Origin of the sequence: Streptomyces sp. Y7 (assembly GCF_043195415.1) — a bacterium.
Classification (GTDB): Bacteria; Actinomycetota; Actinomycetes; order Streptomycetales; family Streptomycetaceae; genus Streptomyces.
Window position 1 is genome coordinate 1 of record NZ_JBIDDQ010000036.1, and the last position, 19,191, is coordinate 19,191.

General features: G+C 71.5%; 13 protein-coding genes. 12 read left to right on the top strand and 1 reads right to left on the bottom strand.

All coding sequences use genetic code 11. The features are described from left to right. The first annotated feature begins 419 nt into the window (after nucleotides 1–419). The 4 genes from ACGFW6_RS41490 (at nucleotide 420) to ACGFW6_RS41505 (ending at nucleotide 2,502) form a co-directional block, all read left to right on the top strand. Nucleotides 420–1,268: a type II secretion system F family protein gene (locus ACGFW6_RS41490; RefSeq protein ID WP_393521936.1), complete on the top strand. Its 849-nt coding sequence runs from the start codon at nucleotides 420–422 to the stop codon at nucleotides 1,266–1,268. A 145-nt stretch (nucleotides 1,269–1,413) separates the two neighbouring features. After that, a complete protein-coding gene (locus tag ACGFW6_RS41495; protein ID WP_393521938.1) occupies nucleotides 1,414–1,623 on the top strand; it encodes a DUF4244 domain-containing protein in 210 nt (69 codons plus the stop codon). Continuing rightward, nucleotides 1,610–2,008 (top strand): TadE family type IV pilus minor pilin, encoded by a 399-nt coding sequence (locus tag ACGFW6_RS41500; protein WP_393521940.1) that lies wholly within the window; start codon nucleotides 1,610–1,612, stop codon nucleotides 2,006–2,008. The genes ACGFW6_RS41495 and ACGFW6_RS41500 overlap by 14 nt, the downstream gene beginning before the upstream one ends. Nucleotides 2,009–2,133: 125 nt before the next feature. Then, on the top strand, nucleotides 2,134–2,502 hold the full coding sequence (locus ACGFW6_RS41505; RefSeq protein ID WP_393521942.1) for an Rv3654c family TadE-like protein: 369 nt from the start codon (nucleotides 2,134–2,136) through the stop codon (nucleotides 2,500–2,502). Here ACGFW6_RS41505 and ACGFW6_RS41510 read toward each other — a convergent pair. Next, entirely contained in the window at nucleotides 2,408–5,002 is a 2,595-nt protein-coding gene (locus ACGFW6_RS41510) for a DEAD/DEAH box helicase (protein ID WP_393521944.1), read from the bottom strand. The two genes, ACGFW6_RS41505 and ACGFW6_RS41510, sit on opposite strands and share 95 nt — an antisense overlap. A gap of 82 nt (nucleotides 5,003–5,084) precedes the next feature. On the opposite strand from ACGFW6_RS41510, the gene bldG reads away from it, so the two are divergent. The 8 genes from bldG to tmk all read left to right on the top strand — a co-directional run bounded on the left by bldG (nucleotide 5,085) and on the right by tmk (nucleotide 18,464). Further along, a complete protein-coding gene (gene bldG, locus ACGFW6_RS41515; RefSeq protein WP_003975386.1) occupies nucleotides 5,085–5,426 on the top strand; it encodes an anti-sigma factor antagonist BldG in 342 nt (113 codons plus the stop codon). Between the two features lie 121 nt (nucleotides 5,427–5,547). Further along, the gene (locus tag ACGFW6_RS41520) at nucleotides 5,548–5,985 is read left to right on the top strand and encodes an ATP-binding protein (RefSeq protein ID WP_393521946.1); all 438 of its coding nucleotides are present in this window, start codon (nucleotides 5,548–5,550) and stop codon (nucleotides 5,983–5,985) included. 331 nt (nucleotides 5,986–6,316) lie between these two features. After that, the gene (locus tag ACGFW6_RS41525; protein WP_393521948.1) at nucleotides 6,317–8,722 is read left to right on the top strand and encodes a sodium-translocating pyrophosphatase; all 2,406 of its coding nucleotides are present in this window, start codon (nucleotides 6,317–6,319) and stop codon (nucleotides 8,720–8,722) included. Between the two features lie 148 nt (nucleotides 8,723–8,870). Then, entirely contained in the window at nucleotides 8,871–9,485 is a 615-nt protein-coding gene (locus tag ACGFW6_RS41530) for a small secreted protein (RefSeq protein WP_393521950.1), read from the top strand. A 61-nt stretch (nucleotides 9,486–9,546) separates the two neighbouring features. Next, nucleotides 9,547–11,073 carry a methyltransferase gene (locus tag ACGFW6_RS41535; RefSeq protein WP_393521952.1) on the top strand — a complete coding sequence of 509 codons (1,527 nt, stop codon included), beginning with the start codon at nucleotides 9,547–9,549 and terminating at the stop codon, nucleotides 11,071–11,073. 689 nt (nucleotides 11,074–11,762) lie between these two features. Continuing rightward, the gene (locus ACGFW6_RS41540; RefSeq protein ID WP_393521954.1) at nucleotides 11,763–11,960 is read left to right on the top strand and encodes a hypothetical protein; all 198 of its coding nucleotides are present in this window, start codon (nucleotides 11,763–11,765) and stop codon (nucleotides 11,958–11,960) included. 244 nt (nucleotides 11,961–12,204) lie between these two features. After that, nucleotides 12,205–15,042 carry a type I DNA topoisomerase gene (topA, locus tag ACGFW6_RS41545; protein ID WP_393521956.1) on the top strand — a complete coding sequence of 946 codons (2,838 nt, stop codon included), beginning with the start codon at nucleotides 12,205–12,207 and terminating at the stop codon, nucleotides 15,040–15,042. Nucleotides 15,043–15,209: 167 nt separating this feature from the next. Then, complete coding sequence (gene tmk, locus ACGFW6_RS41550) at nucleotides 15,210–18,464, top strand: dTMP kinase (protein WP_393521958.1); 3,255 nt, start codon at nucleotides 15,210–15,212, stop codon at nucleotides 18,462–18,464. The last annotated feature ends 727 nt before the right edge of the window (nucleotides 18,465–19,191 follow it).

A 19,191-nucleotide genomic window follows, 5' to 3' on the forward strand; every position in this document is an offset into this window, starting at 1 on the left:
GCGGGGGGGGGGGGGGTGGGGGGGGGGGGGCGTGTGGGTGGACGGGTGAGCGGTCGGGTTGGCGGTGGCGCGGATCGTGTGGGGAGTGGAGGCGGCGTGTGGGGGCGTGTGGGTGGACGGGGTGACGGGTGGGCTGGGAGGTCGGGTTGGTCGTGACGCGGATCGTGCGGGGAGCGGAGGTGGATGTGGGGGCGTGTGGCTGGACGGGTGACGGGCGGGCTGGGATGTCGAGTGGGTCGTGCGCGGATCGTGCGGGGAGATCGGGTTGGTCGTGACGCGGATCGTGTGGGGAGCGGAGGCGGCGTGAGGGGTCGGGTGGGAGGGCGAGTGAAGGGCTGGCTGGTTGGCCGAGTTGGCGGTCGCCGTGCGGGAGAGGGGGCGGGATGAACGCCGAGGTTGTCCACAGGGTGGGGACGGCGATGGGGGCGGTGCTGGTCGCCGGGTGGCTGTTGCGGTGGTCGGCGGAGGTCCGGCGCGAGCGGAGGGTTCGGCGGCGGCTGGGGTCGTTGCTGACGCCGGCCGGTCTGACGCCGGCGGGTGTGACGCCGGCGGGTGTGACGCCGGCGGGTGTGACGCCGGCCGGTGTGACGCCGGCCGGTGTGACGTCGGCGGATGTGATGTCGGCCCGCCGCAGACGGTACGACCTGCGGCGCAGCGCGCGGCAATGGCTGCCACTGGCGGCGGTCGCGGGCGCCGGTTGGGCGCTGGTGGGCGGGTTGGCCGGTCTGGCGGTGGGGCTGGCCGCCGGGGTCGGGATGTGGCTGTGGCGGCGTCGGCAGAGTGCGGCTGCCGGTGCCGCGCCGGAGGTCGATGCCGGGGAGGTGGCACGTCGGCTTCCCCTCGCAGCCGACCTCCTCGCGGCCTGCATCTCGGCGGGCGCCGGTCCGGTGATCGCGGCTCAGGCCGTGGGCGAGGCGCTCGGCGGGCCCGTCGGGGACGGGCTCTCACGAGGTGCCGCGGAAGTGCGGCTCGGTGGTGAACCGGGCGAGGCATGGCAGCGGTTGGCCTCGCTGCCCGGGGCGGGGGCACTGGCCCGCTTGCTGGAACGGGCCGATGTGACAGGGCTTCCTGCAGCGGGACCGGTCGCGCGGCTGGCTGCGGAGGCGCGCGCCGAGTGGAGCCGCGCAGGGACGGAACGGGCCAGGCGGGCGGCCGTGATGGTCAGTGCGCCGGTGGGGCTGTGCTTCCTGCCCGCGTTCATCGCGGTGGGCGTGGCGCCGGTGGTCATCGGGCTTGCGGGCGGGGTGTTGGGAGGGGGTGCGGGCTGACGGACCGAGAGCGGTGACGGCCACAGATCGGTGGCCGGGGCCCTGCGACAGGCAGGGCCGGCTGCGGGCGCCCGAGGGCACTCGGCAGCGGGATTTCAACGAACTGTTCAGCGTTTCAAAGGGACTGAACCTCACGGGGGTTGAGATGTTCAAGGCAGTACGGGCACGGATGCGTGCGCTGGTGCGCAGGGTGCGAGCGGCACGGGGTGATGCCGGGATGGTCACCTCCGAGTACGCGATGGGCATCGTCGCGGCGGTGGCGTTCGCGGTGGTGCTCTACAAGGTCGTGACGAGTGGGCAGGTCAGCGAGGAGTTGCAGGCCATCGTGAAGCAGGCGCTCGATGCGCGAATGTGAGAGGCAGGGCTCGCGGCGGGCCGGGAGGCCCGCTGCCGGCTCGGACCAGGGCTTCGCCACCGCGGAGTCGGCCGTCGTCCTACCGGTTCTGGTCATGTTCGCCATGGCGCTGGTGTGGGGTCTGCTCGTGATGGCGGCGCAGATCCAGTGCGTGGACGCGGCCCGGACCGGCGCCCGAGCGGCAGCCCGGCAGGACCCCACCGACGCGGTCATCGAGGTGACCCGCGAGGCGGCACCCCGGGGCGCGACAGTCACCCTCGGCCGGGAGGGGGACGAGGTCCACGTGGTCGTCGTGGCCAAGCCGCCGGTGCTGACGGGACTTCCCTTCGAGGTACGGGAGGAAGCCGTCGCCGTGGCCGAGGAGACGGTGGGGGCGGGGACATGAGGGGGCGTTCCGCTCCCGCCCGCTGGACTGCCGCGGGGTCGGGCAGCTGGCGGGCCCCAACAGAAAGCAGCCGTAGAACCCGAAAGCCGCGGCTCGATCCGCGTTCCGACCGGGGCTCCGCCACCGTGTGGAGCCTCGGCGCCATCACGGTGCTCTGTGTCGTCTTCGGCGTCGTACTCGCCCTGGGACACGCCGTCGTGACCCGGCACCGTGCGGCGGGCGGCGCCGACCTCGCGGCGCTCGCCGCGGCCGACCACTGGGCGGAGGGCTCCACGGCCGCCTGCGACCGGGCCGAACGCGTCGCGGGCGCCCAGGGTGTGCGGCTCGTGCGGTGCGTACTGGTCGGCGAGGTCTCGGACGTCACGGCGGCGTCGGGCAGGGGCCCGTTCGCGGCGGAGGTCAGGGCGCGGGCGGGGCCTGCGGTACCTGCCGACCCGACCGGGCATCTGCCGCCGCCCCCCGCACTGACGGCCCGGCCGAGACCGGTTCCGTGACAGGTGCCGAGACCGGTTCCGTGAGCGGTGGCGCAGCCACCCTCGCCCCCTCCTCCGGTGCCCCCCGCAACAACACCGTCAGCAACCGCACGGCCCCCCGCTTGTGCAGTGGGTCGTTGCCGTTGCCGCACTTGGGGGACTGGATGCAGGAGGGGCAGCCGGCGTCGCACTCGCAGGAGGCGATGGCCTGGCGGGTGGCGGTGAGCCAGGAGCGGGCCGTGTGGAAGGCGCGCTCGGCGAAGCCCGCGCCGCCGGGGTGGCCGTCGTAGACGAAGACCGTGGGCAGCAGCGTGTCGGGGTGGAGCGGGATCGAGACGCCGCCGATGTCCCAGCGGTCGCAGGTCGCGAAGAGGGGCAGCAGGCCGATCGAGGCGTGCTCGGCGGCGTGCAGGGCGCCGCCGAGGATCTCCGGGTTGATCCGGGCCTCGTCCAGCTGGTCCTCGGTGACCGTCCACCACACCGCGCGGGTGCGCAGCGTACGAGGAGGGAGGTCGAGCTTCGTCTCGCCCAGAACTTCGCCGGTGATCAGCCGGCGTCGCAGGAAGGAGACCACTTGGTTGGTGACCTCGACGGAGCCGTAGCAGAGGCGGCCGTCGCCCCAGGGGACCTCGACGTCCGTCTCCAGGACGGAGATCGCCGTGGTGTCCCGGGCGACCGTCGAGTAGGGCGGGGAGGCCTCCTCGACCAGGGCGACGGAGTCCTCCAGGTCGAGCGAGCGCACCAGGTACGTACGGCCCTGGTGCAGGTGGACGGCGCCCTCGTGGACGGTGCCGTGCGCGGCGCTCGCGTCGACCGTGCCGAGCAGGCGGCCCGTGCCCTCCTCGACCACCTGGACCGGTCGGCCGCCCTCGCCGCGGATGTCGGTGAGGTCGGCGGCCCGTTCCCGGCGGGTCCAGTGCCAGGCCTTGGTGCGCCGACGCAGCAGCTTCGCGGCCTCCAGCTGCGGCAGCAGGTTCTCGGTCTCGGGGCCGAACAGCTCCAGGTCCTCGTCCGTCAGCGGGATCTCCGCGGCCGCCGCGCACAGGTGCGGGGCGAGGACGTACGGGTTGTCGGGGTCGAGGACGGTCGATTCCACCGGACGGTCGAACAGGGCCTCGGGATGATGGACGAGGTACGTGTCCAGCGGGTCGTCGCGGGCGACGAGGACCGCGAGGGCGCCCTGCCCGGAGCGGCCGGCCCGGCCCGCCTGCTGCCACAGGGAGGCGCGGGTGCCCGGGTAGCCGGCGATCAGTACGGCGTCGAGGCCGGAGACGTCGATGCCGAGTTCCAGGGCGGTGGTGGCGGACAGGCCGAGGAGTTCGCCGGAGTGGAGGGCCTGTTCCAGGGCGCGGCGTTCCTCGGGCAGGTAGCCGCCGCGGTAGGCCGCGACACGCCGGGCGAGGGAGCGGTCGACCTCGGCGAGGCGTTCCTGGGCGATGACCGAGATCAGCTCGGCGCCACGCCGGGAGCGTACGAAGGCGACCGAGCGGATGCCCTGCACCGCGAGATCGGTCAGGAGGTCGGCCGTCTCGGCGGTGGCCGTACGCCGGACGGGTGCGCCCTTCTCGCCCTGCATCTCGGTGAGCGGGGGCTCCCAGAGGGCGAAGACCAGTTCGCCGCGCGGTGAGGCGTCGTCGGCCACCTCGACGACCGGGAGGCCGGTCAGGCGGCGGGCGGCCACCGCGGGCTCGGCGGCCGTGGCGGAGGCCAGCAGGAAGACGGGAGAGGCGCCGTAGCGGGCGCACAGGCGCCGCAGCCGGCGCAGCACCTGGGCGACATGGGAGCCGAAGACGCCGCGGTAGGTGTGGCACTCGTCGATGACGACGTACTTCAGGGCCTTCAGGAAGGAGGACCAGCGGGGGTGGGACGGGAGTATGCCGCGATGCAGCATGTCGGGGTTGGTCAGGACGTAGTTGGCGTACTGGCGGACCCACTCGCGTTCCTCGAACGGAGTATCGCCGTCGTAGACGGCGGGTCGGACGGAATTGCCCAGCGGATGTGAAAGTTCCTTCACCGATCGGCACTGATCCGCCGCAAGAGCTTTGGTCGGCGCCAGGTAGAGCGCGGTCGCGCCCCGGCCGTTCGGCGCATCCGAACCGTCCAGGATCGCCGACAGGACGGGCACGAGGTAGGCCAGCGACTTGCCGGAGGCCGTGCCCGTGGCGACGACCACCGAGTCGCCGTCCAGGGCGTGTTCGGCGGCCCGTGCCTGGTGGGCCCACGGATGCTGGATTCCGGCCGTCTGCACCGCGGCGATGACCTCCGCGCGGATCCGGTCGGGCCAGACTGCATGGCGGCCCTCCCTCGGGGGCACATGCTCCGTATGAGTGATGCGCGAAGCCCGACTCGGCCCCGAGGCGAGTCGGCCCAGCACCGCGCCCGGGTCCACCCGGGAAGCGGGGCCCGTCGGGGATCGATCGGATCGGTGATTCTTGGCCATCGGGACCGAGTGTGTCACTGGCGTGACGGACAATGGGACCAAGGCGTCGTGCACGCCTGCCGGTAAGTGATTGAATGCCATCGCGGCTGGCGAACCGTCCTGGGGACTGCAAGCCGAGGTGTCCCTAGGGACGACCGCTCGATAGCAAGGTGCTGGAGGATCCGTGGACCTGTCCCTGTCGACCCGTACCGTCGGCGATCGTACGGTCGTCGAGGTCGGTGGCGAAATCGACGTATATACCGCGCCCAAGTTGCGCGAACAGTTGGTCGAGCTGGTGAACGACGGGAGTTTCCACCTCGTCGTTGACATGGAGGGCGTGGACTTCCTCGACTCCACCGGGCTCGGCGTACTGGTCGGCGGCTTGAAGCGGGTTCGTGCCCATGAGGGCTCCCTGCGCCTGGTCTGCAACCAGGAGCGCATTCTCAAGATCTTCCGTATCACCGGCCTCACCAAGGTGTTCCCGATCCACACCTCGGTCGAGGAAGCGGTAGCGGCGACCGACTGACAACCGGACCCGGGGGCGCGCTCGAGCGTGCCCGGGGCGGCAGAAGTTGAAAGTGAAGGGGGACTGGGCTTTCGGCGGCCCGGTCCTCCCGACAGCACGCCCGAAGTTGCGAGGGGGATGCATGGCCACCGTTGAACTCCGCTTCAGCGCGCTGCCCGAGCACGTCAGGACCGCCCGACTGGTGGCGGCAGCGGTGGCGCGCAGGGCCGGAGTGGACGAGGCCGTCCTGGACGAGGTCAGGCTCGCCGTGGGCGAGGCGTGCACCCGTGCCGTCGGACTGCATCAGAGCGTCGGCATCACGGCGCCGGTGAAGGTGTCGCTGATCGAGGAGGAGAAACAGTTCTCCATCGAGGTCGGCGACGAGGCGCCGCGTTCCGTTCCCGGCGATCGGTCGTCCGGCGCCGCGCGTGACGACGGTGAGGTGGATGCCGAGGAGGACGAGATGGGCCTCGCGGTCATCAGCGGCCTCGTCGACGATGTCGAAGTCTCCGCCGGGGAGCATGGCGGCCTGATCCGTATGACCTGGCCGACCACACCGCCGGCCGCGGTGCTCGCCTGAACGAACAGCTTCACCCATCCGCTTCATCACGAAGGGGCCCTGCTCAGCAGGGCCCCTTCGTGTTTTTTGTCGCCGGGCGCGGAGGAATTCGTGAATGAATTCACGATCGATCTTCCGATAATTGATCAAGCTCTCGATCATTTGATCAAGCTTCAATGGGGGCGTCAATGCCTTTGGGGCATTAGCACGTTCGGGTTCAGTGGCCTGATGTCGATCATTTGCTGAACGGCATGTGAAGGCCAATTCCGTTTACCGCCATCTGTTTTGATCAGGTTCCGGTACCTAGAATCCGTCCACATCTTGAGCTCAGCCCAAGCGTCAAGGAGGACGAATGGCGGGGCTTTCTACCCCTCATCAGTTGGACCACCCCACAACCCTCGCAGCCGCAGTGCTGACCGACGACAACCGGATCATCATCACGATCATCGGTGTCGTCGCACTGGCAGCGCTCGTGGTCGCCGGCGTCCTGGTGCGCCAGGTGCTCGCGGCGGGCGAGGGCACCGACAGCATGAAGAAGATCGCGGCAGCGGTCCAGGAAGGCGCCAACGCCTATCTGGCCCGGCAGCTGCGCACGCTCGGCGTATTCGCCGTCGTCGTGTTCTTCCTGCTCATGCTGCTGCCCGCGGACGACTGGAATCAGCGCATCGGCCGATCGGTGTTCTTCTTGATCGGCGCGGCGTTCTCGGCGGCCACCGGCTATATCGGCATGTGGCTCGCCGTGCGCAGCAATGTGCGCGTCGCCGCGGCGGCACGGGAAGCGACCCCGGCGGAAGGTGAGCCCGAAAAGGATCTCACCGCCGTCTCGCACAAAGCCATGAAGATCGCTTTCCGCACGGGCGGCGTCGTCGGCATGTTCACAGTGGGGCTCGGTCTGCTCGGCGCCTCCTGTGTGGTGCTGGTGTACGCGGCCGACGCGCCGAAGGTGCTCGAAGGATTCGGTCTCGGTGCCGCACTGATCGCGATGTTCATGCGTGTCGGCGGCGGCATCTTCACCAAGGCCGCCGACGTCGGCGCCGACCTGGTCGGAAAGGTCGAACAGGGCATTCCGGAGGACGACCCGCGCAATGCCGCGACCATCGCCGACAACGTGGGCGACAACGTCGGCGACTGCGCGGGCATGGCGGCCGACCTCTTCGAGTCGTACGCCGTGACCCTGGTCGCCGCGCTGATCCTCGGATCGGCGGCGTTCGGTGACGCCGGGCTCGCCTTCCCGCTGATCGTGCCGGCGATCGGCGTGATCACCGCCATGATCGGCATCTTCGCGGTGGCACCGCGGCGCAGCGACCGCAGCGGCATGAGCGCGATCAACCGTGGATTCTTCATCTCCGCGGTGATCTCGATCGTGCTGGTGGCGATCGCCGTGTTCGCCTACCTGCCGTCGTCGTACGCCGATCTCGACGGCATCGGCGACGCCGCCATCGCCGCCAAGGACGGCGACCCGCGGATCCTCGCGCTCGTCGCGGTGGGGATCGGCATCCTGCTGGCCGCTGTCATCCAGCAGCTGACCGGCTACTTCACCGAGACCAACCGCCGCCCGGTGCAGGACATCGGCAAGACCTCGCTCACGGGGCCCGCCACTGTCGTCCTCGCCGGTATCTCGATCGGTCTCGAATCGGCCGTCTACACCGCCCTGCTGATCGGCCTCGGCGTCTACGGGGCGTTCCTGCTCGGCGGCACGTCGATCATGCTGGCGCTGTTCGCGGTGGCGCTGGCCGGCACCGGTCTGCTCACCACGGTCGGCGTGATCGTCGCCATGGACACCTTCGGTCCGGTCTCCGACAACGCGCAGGGCATCGCCGAGATGTCCGGCGACGTCGAGGGCGCCGGCGCCCAGGTGCTCACCAATCTGGACGCGGTCGGCAACACGACCAAGGCCATCACCAAGGGCATCGCCATCGCCACCGCCGTCCTGGCGGCGGCGGCGCTCTTCGGGTCGTACCGCGACGCCATCACCACCGGCGCACGGGACGTGGGCGAGAAGCTCAGCGGCGAGGGCGCGCCGATGAACCTGATGATGGACATCTCGCAGCCGAACAACCTCGTCGGCCTCATCGCCGGCGCGGCGGTCGTGTTCCTCTTCTCGGGTCTCGCCATCAACGCCGTGTCGCGGTCGGCGGGTGCCGTGGTGTACGAGGTGCGGAGGCAGTTCCGTGAGCGCCCAGGGATCATGGACTACACGGAGAAGCCCGAGTACGGCAAGGTCGTCGACATCTGCACCCGGGACGCCCTGCGCGAGCTCACCACGCCGGGACTGCTCGCGGTGATGGCGCCCATCTTCATCGGGTTCACGCTCGGCGTCGGTGCCTTGGGCGCCTTCCTCGCGGGCGCGATCGGTTCGGGCACCCTCATGGCGGTGTTCCTCGCCAACTCCGGAGGCGCGTGGGACAACGCCAAGAAGCTCGTCGAGGACGGTCACCACGGCGGCAAGGGCAGTGAGGCCCACTCCGCGACGGTGATCGGCGACACGGTCGGCGACCCCTTCAAGGACACCGCCGGTCCCGCGATCAACCCGCTGCTGAAGGTGATGAACCTGGTCGCGCTGCTCATCGCGCCCGCGGTCATCCAGTTCAGCTACGGCGAGGACAAGAACGTCGGCGTGCGGGTCCTGATCGCCGTCGTCTCGGCCCTCGTGATCGTCGGCGCGGTCTACGTCTCCAAGCGGCGAGGCATCGCCGTGGGTGACGAAGACAACGCCGAGAGGGTGGCCAACCCGGCCGATCCCGCGGTGGTCTCGTAGGCGGTCATACGACGGCCCGCCTCTTGCTCTTCACGCCTTGCCGTGACCCTTCTCTCACATGGTGCAAATAGTCTGAAAAGCCCATGGATGGCACATGCGGCAAGGTGTCCTCCCCGATCCGACGTGTAGGGTCCCGTGGCCGATAGCCATGGAAGGGACCAAACCGGTGAACAAGAAGCTCGCGGCCGCACTGTCCGGCGGTGCGGTACTGGTACTGGCGCTGACGGGATGCACCAGCGACGAGGGCAACAAGGAGCTCGACGCCTGGGCCAAGAAGGTCTGCGACGCGGTGCCGGCGCAGAACGCGAAGATCTCGGCGGCCTACGTCGCGATAACCAAGGCGGCCAAGGACACCACCAGCACGCCCAAGGAGCTCCAGGAGGCCGACTCCCAGGCCTTCCAGGACCTCGCGGAGGGCTACAAGGCGCGCGCGGGCCTCATCAGCGGCGCAGGGGCGCCTCCCGGCGTGGAGAACGGCGCGAAGGTCCAGCAGGACGTCGTCAAGAAGCTCACCTCCCTCTCCGCGGCCTACGCCGACCTCAAGGAGCGGGTCGACAAGCTGGACACGAAGGACCAGGGCAAGTTCGCGTCCGGCCTGAAGGACTTGTCGGCCGAGATGAAGCAGGTGGAGACCCAGCGCCAGAGCGCCGTCACCGCGCTGAAGAAGCTGGAGTCCGGCGACACCAAGAAGGCGCTGACCTCCCAGGAGGGCTGCAAGCAGGCCGCCGAGGCGTCCGGCGCGGCCGGGGCGACCGGCAGCTGAGCCCAGAGGGCCGTGGGCGCTCGAGCCGACTCCAGGGGCGGGCGCGGGTCACAATGAGGGCGTGAGTGACTCCACGCTGCCCTCCCTGCCCGTTTCCGACCGCCCCGACGTCGCCGCCCGGCTGCGGGAGGCCCTGCTCGGGGCCTCCTTCACCGCCGACGGGCTGCTCGAACTGCTCGGTGCGCCCGCGTACGCGGCGCTCGCCCGCAGCGAGACCGTGCCCGCGCTCCGGGCGACCCGCGGCGACACGCCGCTGGAGGCGCTCGTACGGCTCTTCCTGCTGCAGCAGCCCGTCGCGCACGCGCGCGTGGCGGACGTGCTGCCCGTGGACGCCTGCCTGGAGAGCGGGTGGCTGGTCCGGGTCGGTGGCGCGTCCGACGACGTCGCCGCGACCGTGGACGTACGGCCCTACGGCGGGCCCGGCGGCGAGGACTGGTTCATCGTGTCCGACCTGGGCTGCGCGGTCGGCGGTGCGGGCGGCATCGGCAGCAGGGACGAGGGCGTGGTCCTCGGCGTCGGCGGCGCCTCCACGACCCTCGCCGGCATCACCGTCCGTACGCCCGTCTCCTCCGCCCTCGACGTCGGCACCGGATCCGGTATCCAGGCCCTGCACGCCGCGCAGCACGCCACGCGCGTGACGGCGACCGACCTCAACCCGCGCGCGCTGCACATCACCGCGCTCACGCTGGCACTGTCCGGCGCTCCCGCCGCGGACCTGCGAGAGGGCTCGCTGTTCGCGCCGCTCAAGGACGACGAGACCTACGACCTGATCGTGTCCAACCCGCCCTTCGTGATCTCGCCGGGCGCGCGGCTGACGTACCGCGACGGCGGGATGGGCGGGGACGATCTGTGCCGGTCGATCGTTCAAGGGGCGGGGGAGCGGCTGAACGAGGGCGGGTTCGCGCAGTTCCTCGCCAACTGGCAGCACGTCGCGGGGGAGGACTGGCAGGACAGACTGCGCTCGTGGGTGCCGCGCGGGTGCGACGCGTGGATCGTGCAGCGCGAGGTCCAGGACATCACGCAGTACGCCGAGCTGTGGCTCAGGGACGCCGGCGACCACCGGGGTGACGCCGCCGAGTACCAGGCGCGCTACGACGCCTGGCTGGACGAGTTCGAGGCGCGCAAGGTCAAGGCCGTGGGCTTCGGGTGGATCACCCTGCGCAGGACGTCGGCCGCCGTGCCCTCCATCACGGTGGAGGAGTGGCCGCACCCGGTCGAGCAGCCGCTCGGCGACACGGTCCGCGCGCACTTCGCCCGGCTCGACTACCTGCGTGCCCGGGACGACGCGGGCCTGCTGGAGGACCACTTCCGGCTCGTCGCCGAGGTCGTGCAGGAGCAGGTCGGACTGCCGGGCGCCGAGGACCCGGAGCACGTGGTGCTGCGTCAGCACCGGGGCATGCGCCGGGCCACCCAGGTGGACACGGTCGGCGCGGGCTTCGCGGGCGTGTGCGACGGCTCGCTCAGCGCGGGCCGCATCCTGGACGCGATCGCCCAGCTGATGGGCGAGGATCCGGTCATGCTGCGCGACCGTACGCCCGCCCAGATCCGGCTGCTTGTGGAGCAGGGGTTCCTCGAACCGGCGCGGTGACCGGGGCTGCTGACGCCGGTTCAGCAGGCGCGTCGGGCATGCCGTGCCGGACGCGTCGGCCCCCGGCACCGGATCGGCATTTCCGCACGGGGATGTGAAACCGGCCAACATCCTTCTGGCATCGGACGCTTCACGCGGACTCCTGGACGACTCCTGGAGGACGCCTATGGTGATTCGCCGCCGCGGCGGGCAGCCGTAGGGCTTGTCCCGTACTCGGCCGGCATGCCGCGAGAGTTACATCGCCGCCTTGATCGACTGCGCCAAACCGCGCACCGACCAGCTCATAGGCATCGTTCAGGCACGGCGAGAAATGGGGCGCAAGAAGGCCGCGAACAAATTCGAGATGATCTCGGCGCCGGGTGAGGAGCGCGCCGGCCACGACCGGCCTGCGAGCGGGATTCGACGAGGCCCGCGGGCACGGCGGCCCGGTCGGCGGTGCGAGGACACCCCCGAGGACTGACGCGAGGACGACCCGAAAGACACCGGTGCCCGGCGCGGCCCGAGGCGCGAGGGGCTGGTGTGGGCGGAGGATGCCAAGGGGCTGCCGTGGCGGCCGGGCCCGGAGTGACTCCAGAGTCCACAGCCGCGTCGGCCCCGCGTTCACCTCAGGTTCGTCTGTGCGCCGTCCGCGCGTGCCAGTCTCGCCGGGCTGGACATGCGCGGACGGGAGAAAAGGGGCAAGCGGAACCATGGAAAGGGGACCGGCACTCTTCGCCGGGATCGTGTTCGCCCTGTTCGGAGGCGGGCTGCTGGTGTGGACCGCGGTCCGGCTACGACAGCGTCAGCCTGTCGCTCACGGTGTGAACCCCGTCGCATCGGCGACCCTCGCCGGCGTTGTCGCGCTGATCGCGCTGATCCTCGGAACCTGGTGCTTCACCCGCCTCTGAGAACGGCCCGCGAGCTGGGCAGCCGGTAATTGGCAGGGCCTCTTCCGGAAAGGCTCGAAAAGACCTGTGGGCACTCCGGGCGGCAGGAATGGCGGAAGTCGGGTTACCGTTCGAGTGGCCGTTGCGGGCTTTTCCCGTTTGACAACGGGGCGGGATGTACCGTCACACTCCGCAGCGTCACACCACCCGACCCCGGGACTACGGCCTGGGGAGGCCCCAGCGTCGACCGGAGAGAAGAGCGAAGTTGTCCCCGACCAGCGAGACCGCACAGGGCGGCCGCCGACTCGTCATCGTCGAGTCGCCTGCCAAGGCGAAGACGATCAAGGGCTACCTGGGCCCCGGCTACGTAGTCGAAGCGAGCGTCGGGCACATCCGCGACCTTCCCAACGGCGCCGCGGAGGTGCCGGAGAAGTACACCGGCGAGGTCCGCCGCCTCGGTGTGGACGTCGAACACGACTTTGAGCCGATCTATGTGGTCAACGCCGACAAGCGTGCCCAGGTCAAGAAGCTCAAGGACCTGCTGAAGGAATCCGACGAGCTCTTCCTCGCCACCGATGAGGACCGCGAGGGCGAGGCCATCGCGTGGCACCTGCAGGAAGTGCTCAAGCCCAAGGTCCCGGTCAAGCGGATGGTCTTCCACGAGATCACCAAGGCCGCGATCCAGGCCGCCGTGGCCAACCCGCGCGAGCTGAACCAGAAGCTCGTCGACGCCCAGGAGACCCGCCGCATCCTCGACCGCCTCTACGGCTACGAGGTCTCGCCGGTCCTGTGGAAGAAGGTCATGCCGCGCCTGTCGGCCGGCCGTGTCCAGTCCGTCGCCACCCGGCTCGTGGTCGAGCGGGAACGCGAGCGCATCGCGTTCCGGTCCGCCGAGTACTGGGACCTGACGGGCACCTTCTCGACCGGCCGCGCCGGAGACCCGTCGGACCCGTCGTCGCTGGTCGCGCGCCTGCAGACCGTCGACGGCAGGCGGGTCGCGCAGGGCCGTGACTTCGACTCGCTCGGACAGCTCAAGAGCGCGAACACCCTCCACCTCGACGAGGCGAACGCCCGCGCGCTCGCCGCCGCGCTGGAGCAGACGCAGTTCGCCGTCCGGTCCGTCGAGTCCAAGCCGTACCGCCGCTCGCCGTACGCCCCCTTCCGTACGACGACGATGCAGCAGGAGGCGAGCCGCAAGCTCGGCTTCGGCGCGAAGGCGACCATGCAGGTCGCCCAGAAGCTGTACGAGAACGGCTACATCACCTACATGCGTACCGACTCCACGACGCTGAGCGACACGGCCGTCGCCGCCGCCCGTGCCCAGGTCACGCAGTTGTACGGCGCCGACTACCTGCCCCCGCAGCCGCGCACCTACGCCGGCAAGGTCAAGAACGCGCAGGAGGCGCACGAGGCGATCCGCCCCTCCGGCGACCGCTTCCGCACGCCCGCCGAGACCGGACTGACCGGCGACCAGTTCAAGCTCTACGAGCTGATCTGGAAGCGGACCGTCGCCTCCCAGATGAAGGACGCGACCGGTAACTCCGTCACCGTCAAGATCGGCGGCACCGCTGCCGACGGACGGGACGTCGAGTTCAGCGCCTCCGGCAAGACGATCACCTTCCACGGCTTCCTCAAGGCCTACGTCGAGGGCGCCGACGACCCGAACGCCGAGCTCGACGACCGCGAGCGCCGGCTGCCGCAGGTCAGCGAGGGCGACCGGCTCAGCGCCGAGGAGATCACGGTCGACGGGCACGCCACCAAGCCCCCGGCCCGCTACACCGAGGCCAGCCTGGTCAAGGAGCTCGAAGAGCGCGAGATCGGCCGCCCGTCGACGTACGCGTCGATCATCGGCACGATCCTCGACCGCGGCTACGTCTTCAAGAAGGGCACGGCGCTCGTCCCGTCCTTCCTGTCCTTCGCCGTGGTCAACCTCCTGGAGAAGCACTTCGGGCGGCTCGTCGACTACGACTTCACCGCCAAGATGGAGGACGACCTCGACCGCATCGCCCGCGGCGAGGCCCAGTCCGTGCCGTGGCTGAAGCGGTTCTACTTCGGTGAGGGCACCCACAACGGCAGCGCGGCCGACGCCGGCAACGGCGACGGGGACCACCTCGGCGGCCTCAAGGAGCTCGTGACCGACCTGGGCGCGATCGACGCCCGCGAGGTGTCGTCGTTCCCGGTGGGCAACGACATCGTGCTGCGCGTCGGCCGCTACGGCCCCTACATCGAGCGCGGCGAGAAGGACACCGAGCAGCACCAGCGCGCCGACATCCCGGACGACCTCGCGCCCGACGAGCTGTCCGTCGAGCTCGCCGAGGAACTGCTGGCCAAGCCCAGCGGCGACTTCGAGCTGGGTACCGACCCGAAGTCCGGCCACGAGATCGTCGCCAAGGACGGCCGCTACGGCCCGTACGTCACCGAGGTGCTCCCCGAGGGCACCCCGAAGACCGGCAAGAACGCCGTCAAGCCGCGCACGGCGTCCCTCTTCAAGTCCATGTCGCTCGACACGGTCACGCTGGAGGACGCGCTCAAGCTGATGTCCCTGCCGCGTGTCGTCGGCACCGACGCGGACGGCGTGGAGATCACCGCGCAGAACGGCCGCTACGGCCCGTACCTGAAGAAGGGCACGGACTCGCGCTCGCTGCAGGCCGAGGAGCAGCTGTTCACGATCACGCTGGAGGAGGCGCAGGCGATCTACGCCCAGCCCAAGCAGCGTGGCCGTGCGGCCGCCAAGCCGCCGCTGAAGGAGCTGGGCACCGACCCGGTCAGCGAGAAGCCGGTCGTCGTCAAGGACGGTCGCTTCGGGCCGTACGTGACCGACGGCGAGACCAACGCGACCCTGCGCTCCGGCGACAGCGTCGAGGAGATCACCCCGGAGCGCGGCTTCGAGCTGCTCGCCGAGAAGCGCGCCAAGGGACCCGCCAAGAAGACGGCGAAGAAGGCCCCGGCGAAGAAGACGGCCGCGAAGAAGGCCGCCCCGGCCAAGAAGACGGCCGCCAAGAAGACCGCGGCGAAGAAGACGACCACGGCCGCGAAGAAGACGACGGCGAAGAAGACGGCCACGAAGAAGGCCACCGCCTCGAACTCTTCCAGCGAGGACTGAGCGGGACGGAACCCGGTCGCAACCGAGCCCTCTCCGGGGCCGGTTGAGGGCCGGGTCCTTCACCTCCGGTTCGCAAAACGAACGCCTCGGCATCAGTTTGGTGTCGGGGCGTGCGTACGTTCGGGCGGGAGCGCCGGGCTGTCGGTGCGTCCCGATAGGCTGAAAGCATGACCCGTGCCGAGCAGCCAACGGCCGCCAATCCGGCCCCCGACGACGCCCTTGCCGCGGACTCCCGCGAGCGCGCTGTCCGTGCCCTGCTACGCCGACCGCAGCTCAGGCGGTTGTGGAGTGCGCAGTTGGTGGGGGGTGTCGGCGACATCCTCGCCCTGCTGGTCCTGGTGCTGCTGGCCCTTCAGGCGGCGATCGCCGAGGGGTCGTTCGGCGGCGGCTACCGGGGCGTGGCATTCGCAGTGGCGACCGTCTTCGGCGTGCGCATCCTGGCCACCCTCCTCTTCGGCGCCGTACTTCTCGGCCCGCTGACGTCGCTGACCTCGCAGGACGGCCCCCTCGACCGGCGCTGGACCATGGTCGTCGCCGACGGACTGCGGGTCGCCCTGCTGATCGTGGCGCCCCTGTGGATCGACTGGACGCCGGACAACGCGCTGGCGTTCCTCCTGGTGACGGTCTTCGTGACCGGCGTCGCCGAGCGATTCTGGACGGTGTGCCGGGAAAGCGCGGCGCCCGCGCTCGTGCCGCCCCCGCCGCCGGAGGGCGCCACGGTACGACCGCTGCCGGACCACATGGACGCCCTGCGCCGCCTGTCGCTGCGCACGAGCTTCGTGGCCGTCCCGCTGGCCGCCGCCGCGCTCGTCGCCGCCGCCCTGCTGAACAACCTGCTCGGTGCCGGGCTCGACTGGTTCGAGCAGCACCAGGCGGCCCTCGGGTCGTATGTCGCGGCCGGTCTGTTCGCCGCCTCCCTGTCCGTGGTGACGTTCCTGGAGCTGCCCGCCACGCGCACCCCGCGCGCGCGGTCGCCGCTGGAGGGTCTGCGCCGGCCGAAGACCGGCTCGGGCGTCGACAAGGGCCGTACCGGCGCGATCGCACTGCTGGTGACGGCCTGCTCGGCCGTCGCCGCCGCGGTGGCCGCAGCGGTCGCCGTGGCCGTGCTGCACGCCAAGGACCTGGGCGGCGGGCCGGTGCTCTACGGCCTGATGGTGCTCGCCCTGACCGGCGGAGTGGTCGTCGGCATCCGTACGGCCCCCGCCCTGCTGCCCGCCCTGTCCCGGCGCCGCCTGCTGGCGCTGGCCATCGCCTTCACCGGCATCGCCCTGCTGGCCGCGGGACTCGTCCCGGACGTCACCACCGTCCTGCTGATCCTCGCCCTGGCCGGCGCCGGCGCGGGCGTGTCCGCCAACACCGGGCACACCCTTCTCGACCAGGAGGCCGAGGAATTCCGCCGGCCGCGCACCACGGAGCACCTGCACGCGGTCGTACGCGTGTGCGTGGCGCTCGGCGCGGTGATCGCCCCGCTGGTGGCCGCGCTGATCGGGCCGCACCGGCTGGAGAGCGGCAAGTTCGTCTTCGCGCACGGCGGTGCGGCGTTCACGCTGATGCTGGTCGGCGCGCTGCTGCTGCCGGTGGCCGTGCTGGTCCTGGCCAAGGTCGACGACCGGTCCGGCGTGCCGCTGCGGCAGGACCTGCGGGACGCGGTGCTCGGCGGGGACGACCCCGAGCTGGTGCCCGCGACGTCCGGTTTCTTCATCGCCCTGGAGGGCGGCGACGGCGCCGGGAAGTCCACCCAGGCCGAGGCGCTCGCCGAGTGGATCCGGGGCAAGGGCCACGAGGTGGTCGTCACGCGCGAGCCCGGTGCCACGCCCGTCGGCAAGCGGCTGCGGTCGATCCTGCTGGACGTGTCGAGCGCCGGTCTGTCGCACCGCGCGGAGGCGCTGCTGTACGCCGCCGACCGCGCGGAGCACGTCGACACGGTGGTCCGCCCGGCCCTGGAGCGCGGCGCGGTCGTGATCTCGGACCGCTACATCGACTCCTCGGTGGCCTACCAGGGCGCGGGCCGCGACCTGTCGCCGACGGAGATCGCCCGCATCAACCGCTGGGCCACCAACGGACTGGCACCCCACCTGACCGTCCTGCTCGACGTCTCGCCGGAGATCGCCCGCGAGCGGTTCACGGAGGCGCCGGACCGGCTGGAGTCGGAGCCGGCGGAGTTCCACGCGCGCGTGCGCTCCGGCTTCCTGACGCTGGCCGCGGCCGACCCCGGCCGTTACCTGGTGGTCGACGCGGGCCAGGAGCCCGAGGCGGTCACGACGGTCGTCCGGCACCGGCTCGACCAGATGCTGCCGCTGTCCGAGGCCGAGATCCAGGCGCAGGAGGAAGCGCGCCGCAAGGCCGAGGAGGAGGCCCGCCGCAAGGCCGAGGAGGAGGCCGCCCGCAAGGCCGAGGAGGAGCGCCTGGAGCGTGAGCGCCAGGAGCAGCTCGCCCGGCTGCGCGCCGAGGAGGAGGAGCGCAAGCGGCGCGAGCTGGAGGAGGCGCAGCGGCGCGAGGCCGAACGGCAGGCGGAGGAGGCCCGGCTGCGGGCCGAGGAAGCGGCCCGGCGTGCCGAGGAGGAGCGCCGGCGGCTCCTCGCGGAGGAGAAGGTGCGCGCCGAGGAGGAAGCGCGCCGCAAGGCCGAGGAGGACCGCCGCCGCAAGCAGGCCGAGGAGGAGGCGCGGATCCGTGCCGAGGCCGAGGAGCGCCGCCTGGAGAAGCAGCGCAAGGCGGAGGAGGCCCTGCTGAAGGCCGAGGAGGCCCGACGCCTGGCCGAGCAGGCCGCGGCCGCGGCGGAGGCGGGCCCGAAGCAGCCGACCGGGCCCACGGCCGCGACCGGCTTCCGGGACGCGGCGACGGTACCCACGCCCGTCGTGACGCCGGAGCAGGCCCAGAGCGGCACGTCGGACGAGACGACCGTGCTGCGCCCGGTGCGCGACGAGCAGCCGCCGGCGACGGAGCCCGAGCGGCCTGCCCCTGCCGGTCCCGCCAAGGAGTCCGCCTCCGAGGTGACGACGAAGCTGCCGCAGCCGCCGGTGCCGCCGTCCGCGGCGGAAGAGACTGCCGTGCTGCCCCCGGTGCCGCCCAGTGCGGCCGACGAGACAGCCGTACTGCCGCCCGTCACGCCGGGTGCCGCCGACGAGACGGCCGTGCTGCCGCCGGTTCCGCCGCGAGCCGCGGACGAGACCGCCGTACTGCCTCCCGTTCCGGCGGACGACCCCGGGGACCGGGTGCCGCCCGGCTACTTCCGCGACGAGGACGCCCGTACCCGCGAGATGCCCCAAGTCGACGAGACGGGTACCCCGCGACGCAGGGCCCGTTCCGACTGGGCCGAGGAAACCCCGCTGGACGACCTCCCGACACTGGCCGACGAACTGCTGGGCCCGCACGACGACGGCTACGACGAGGACGGCGGCAGGGGACGGGGCCGCAGGCGCTGAGGCCGACGGGGCTGCGGGGTCGCGGGCGTTGCGGTTGATGGGGGCTTCGGGGTCGCGGGGGCTGCGGTCGACGGGGCTGTGGGGTCGCGGGTGCTGAGGCCGGCGGGGCTGTGGGGTCGCGGGCGTTGCGGTTGACGGGGGGCTGTGGGGTCGCGGGTGCTGAGGCCGGCGGGGCTGTGGGGTTGCGGGCGTTGCGGTTGATGGGGGCTTCGGGGTCGCTAGCCCTGCGGTCGAGAGGGTGCGGTCACGTCCGAACTGGCGTGACCGCACTGACCTAGGGGCGCGGGGAACTGCGCGATCAGCCCCCACCGGCCTGCGGCCGCCCGCCTACCGAGTCCCGGTTCCCGGGTGCCCGCACCCACCCAGGGGGCGACGAGCCTTCACCAGCTGTAGCGGCGCGGCTCCCGGTTCCCCCGGGTGCCGGCACCCACCTAGGGGCGCGGGGAACTGCGCGACGAGCCCCCACGGGCCTGTGGCCGCCCGACTCCCGGTTGCCGAGTGATGGCACTCACCCAGGGCGCCACGAGCCTTCTCCGGTCTTGACCGGTGCGACTCCAGGTTCCCGGGTGCCCACACCCACCCAAGGGGCGCGGGGAACTGCGCGACCAGCCCCCACCGGCCCGCACCCGCCCAACTCCCCGCACCGCCCGCTTCGGCCGGCGCCGGCGCCCACTGTCAGTGCCGCCCCGCACAATGGACCCGGCGACGTGAAGTGCGACGAAAGGCG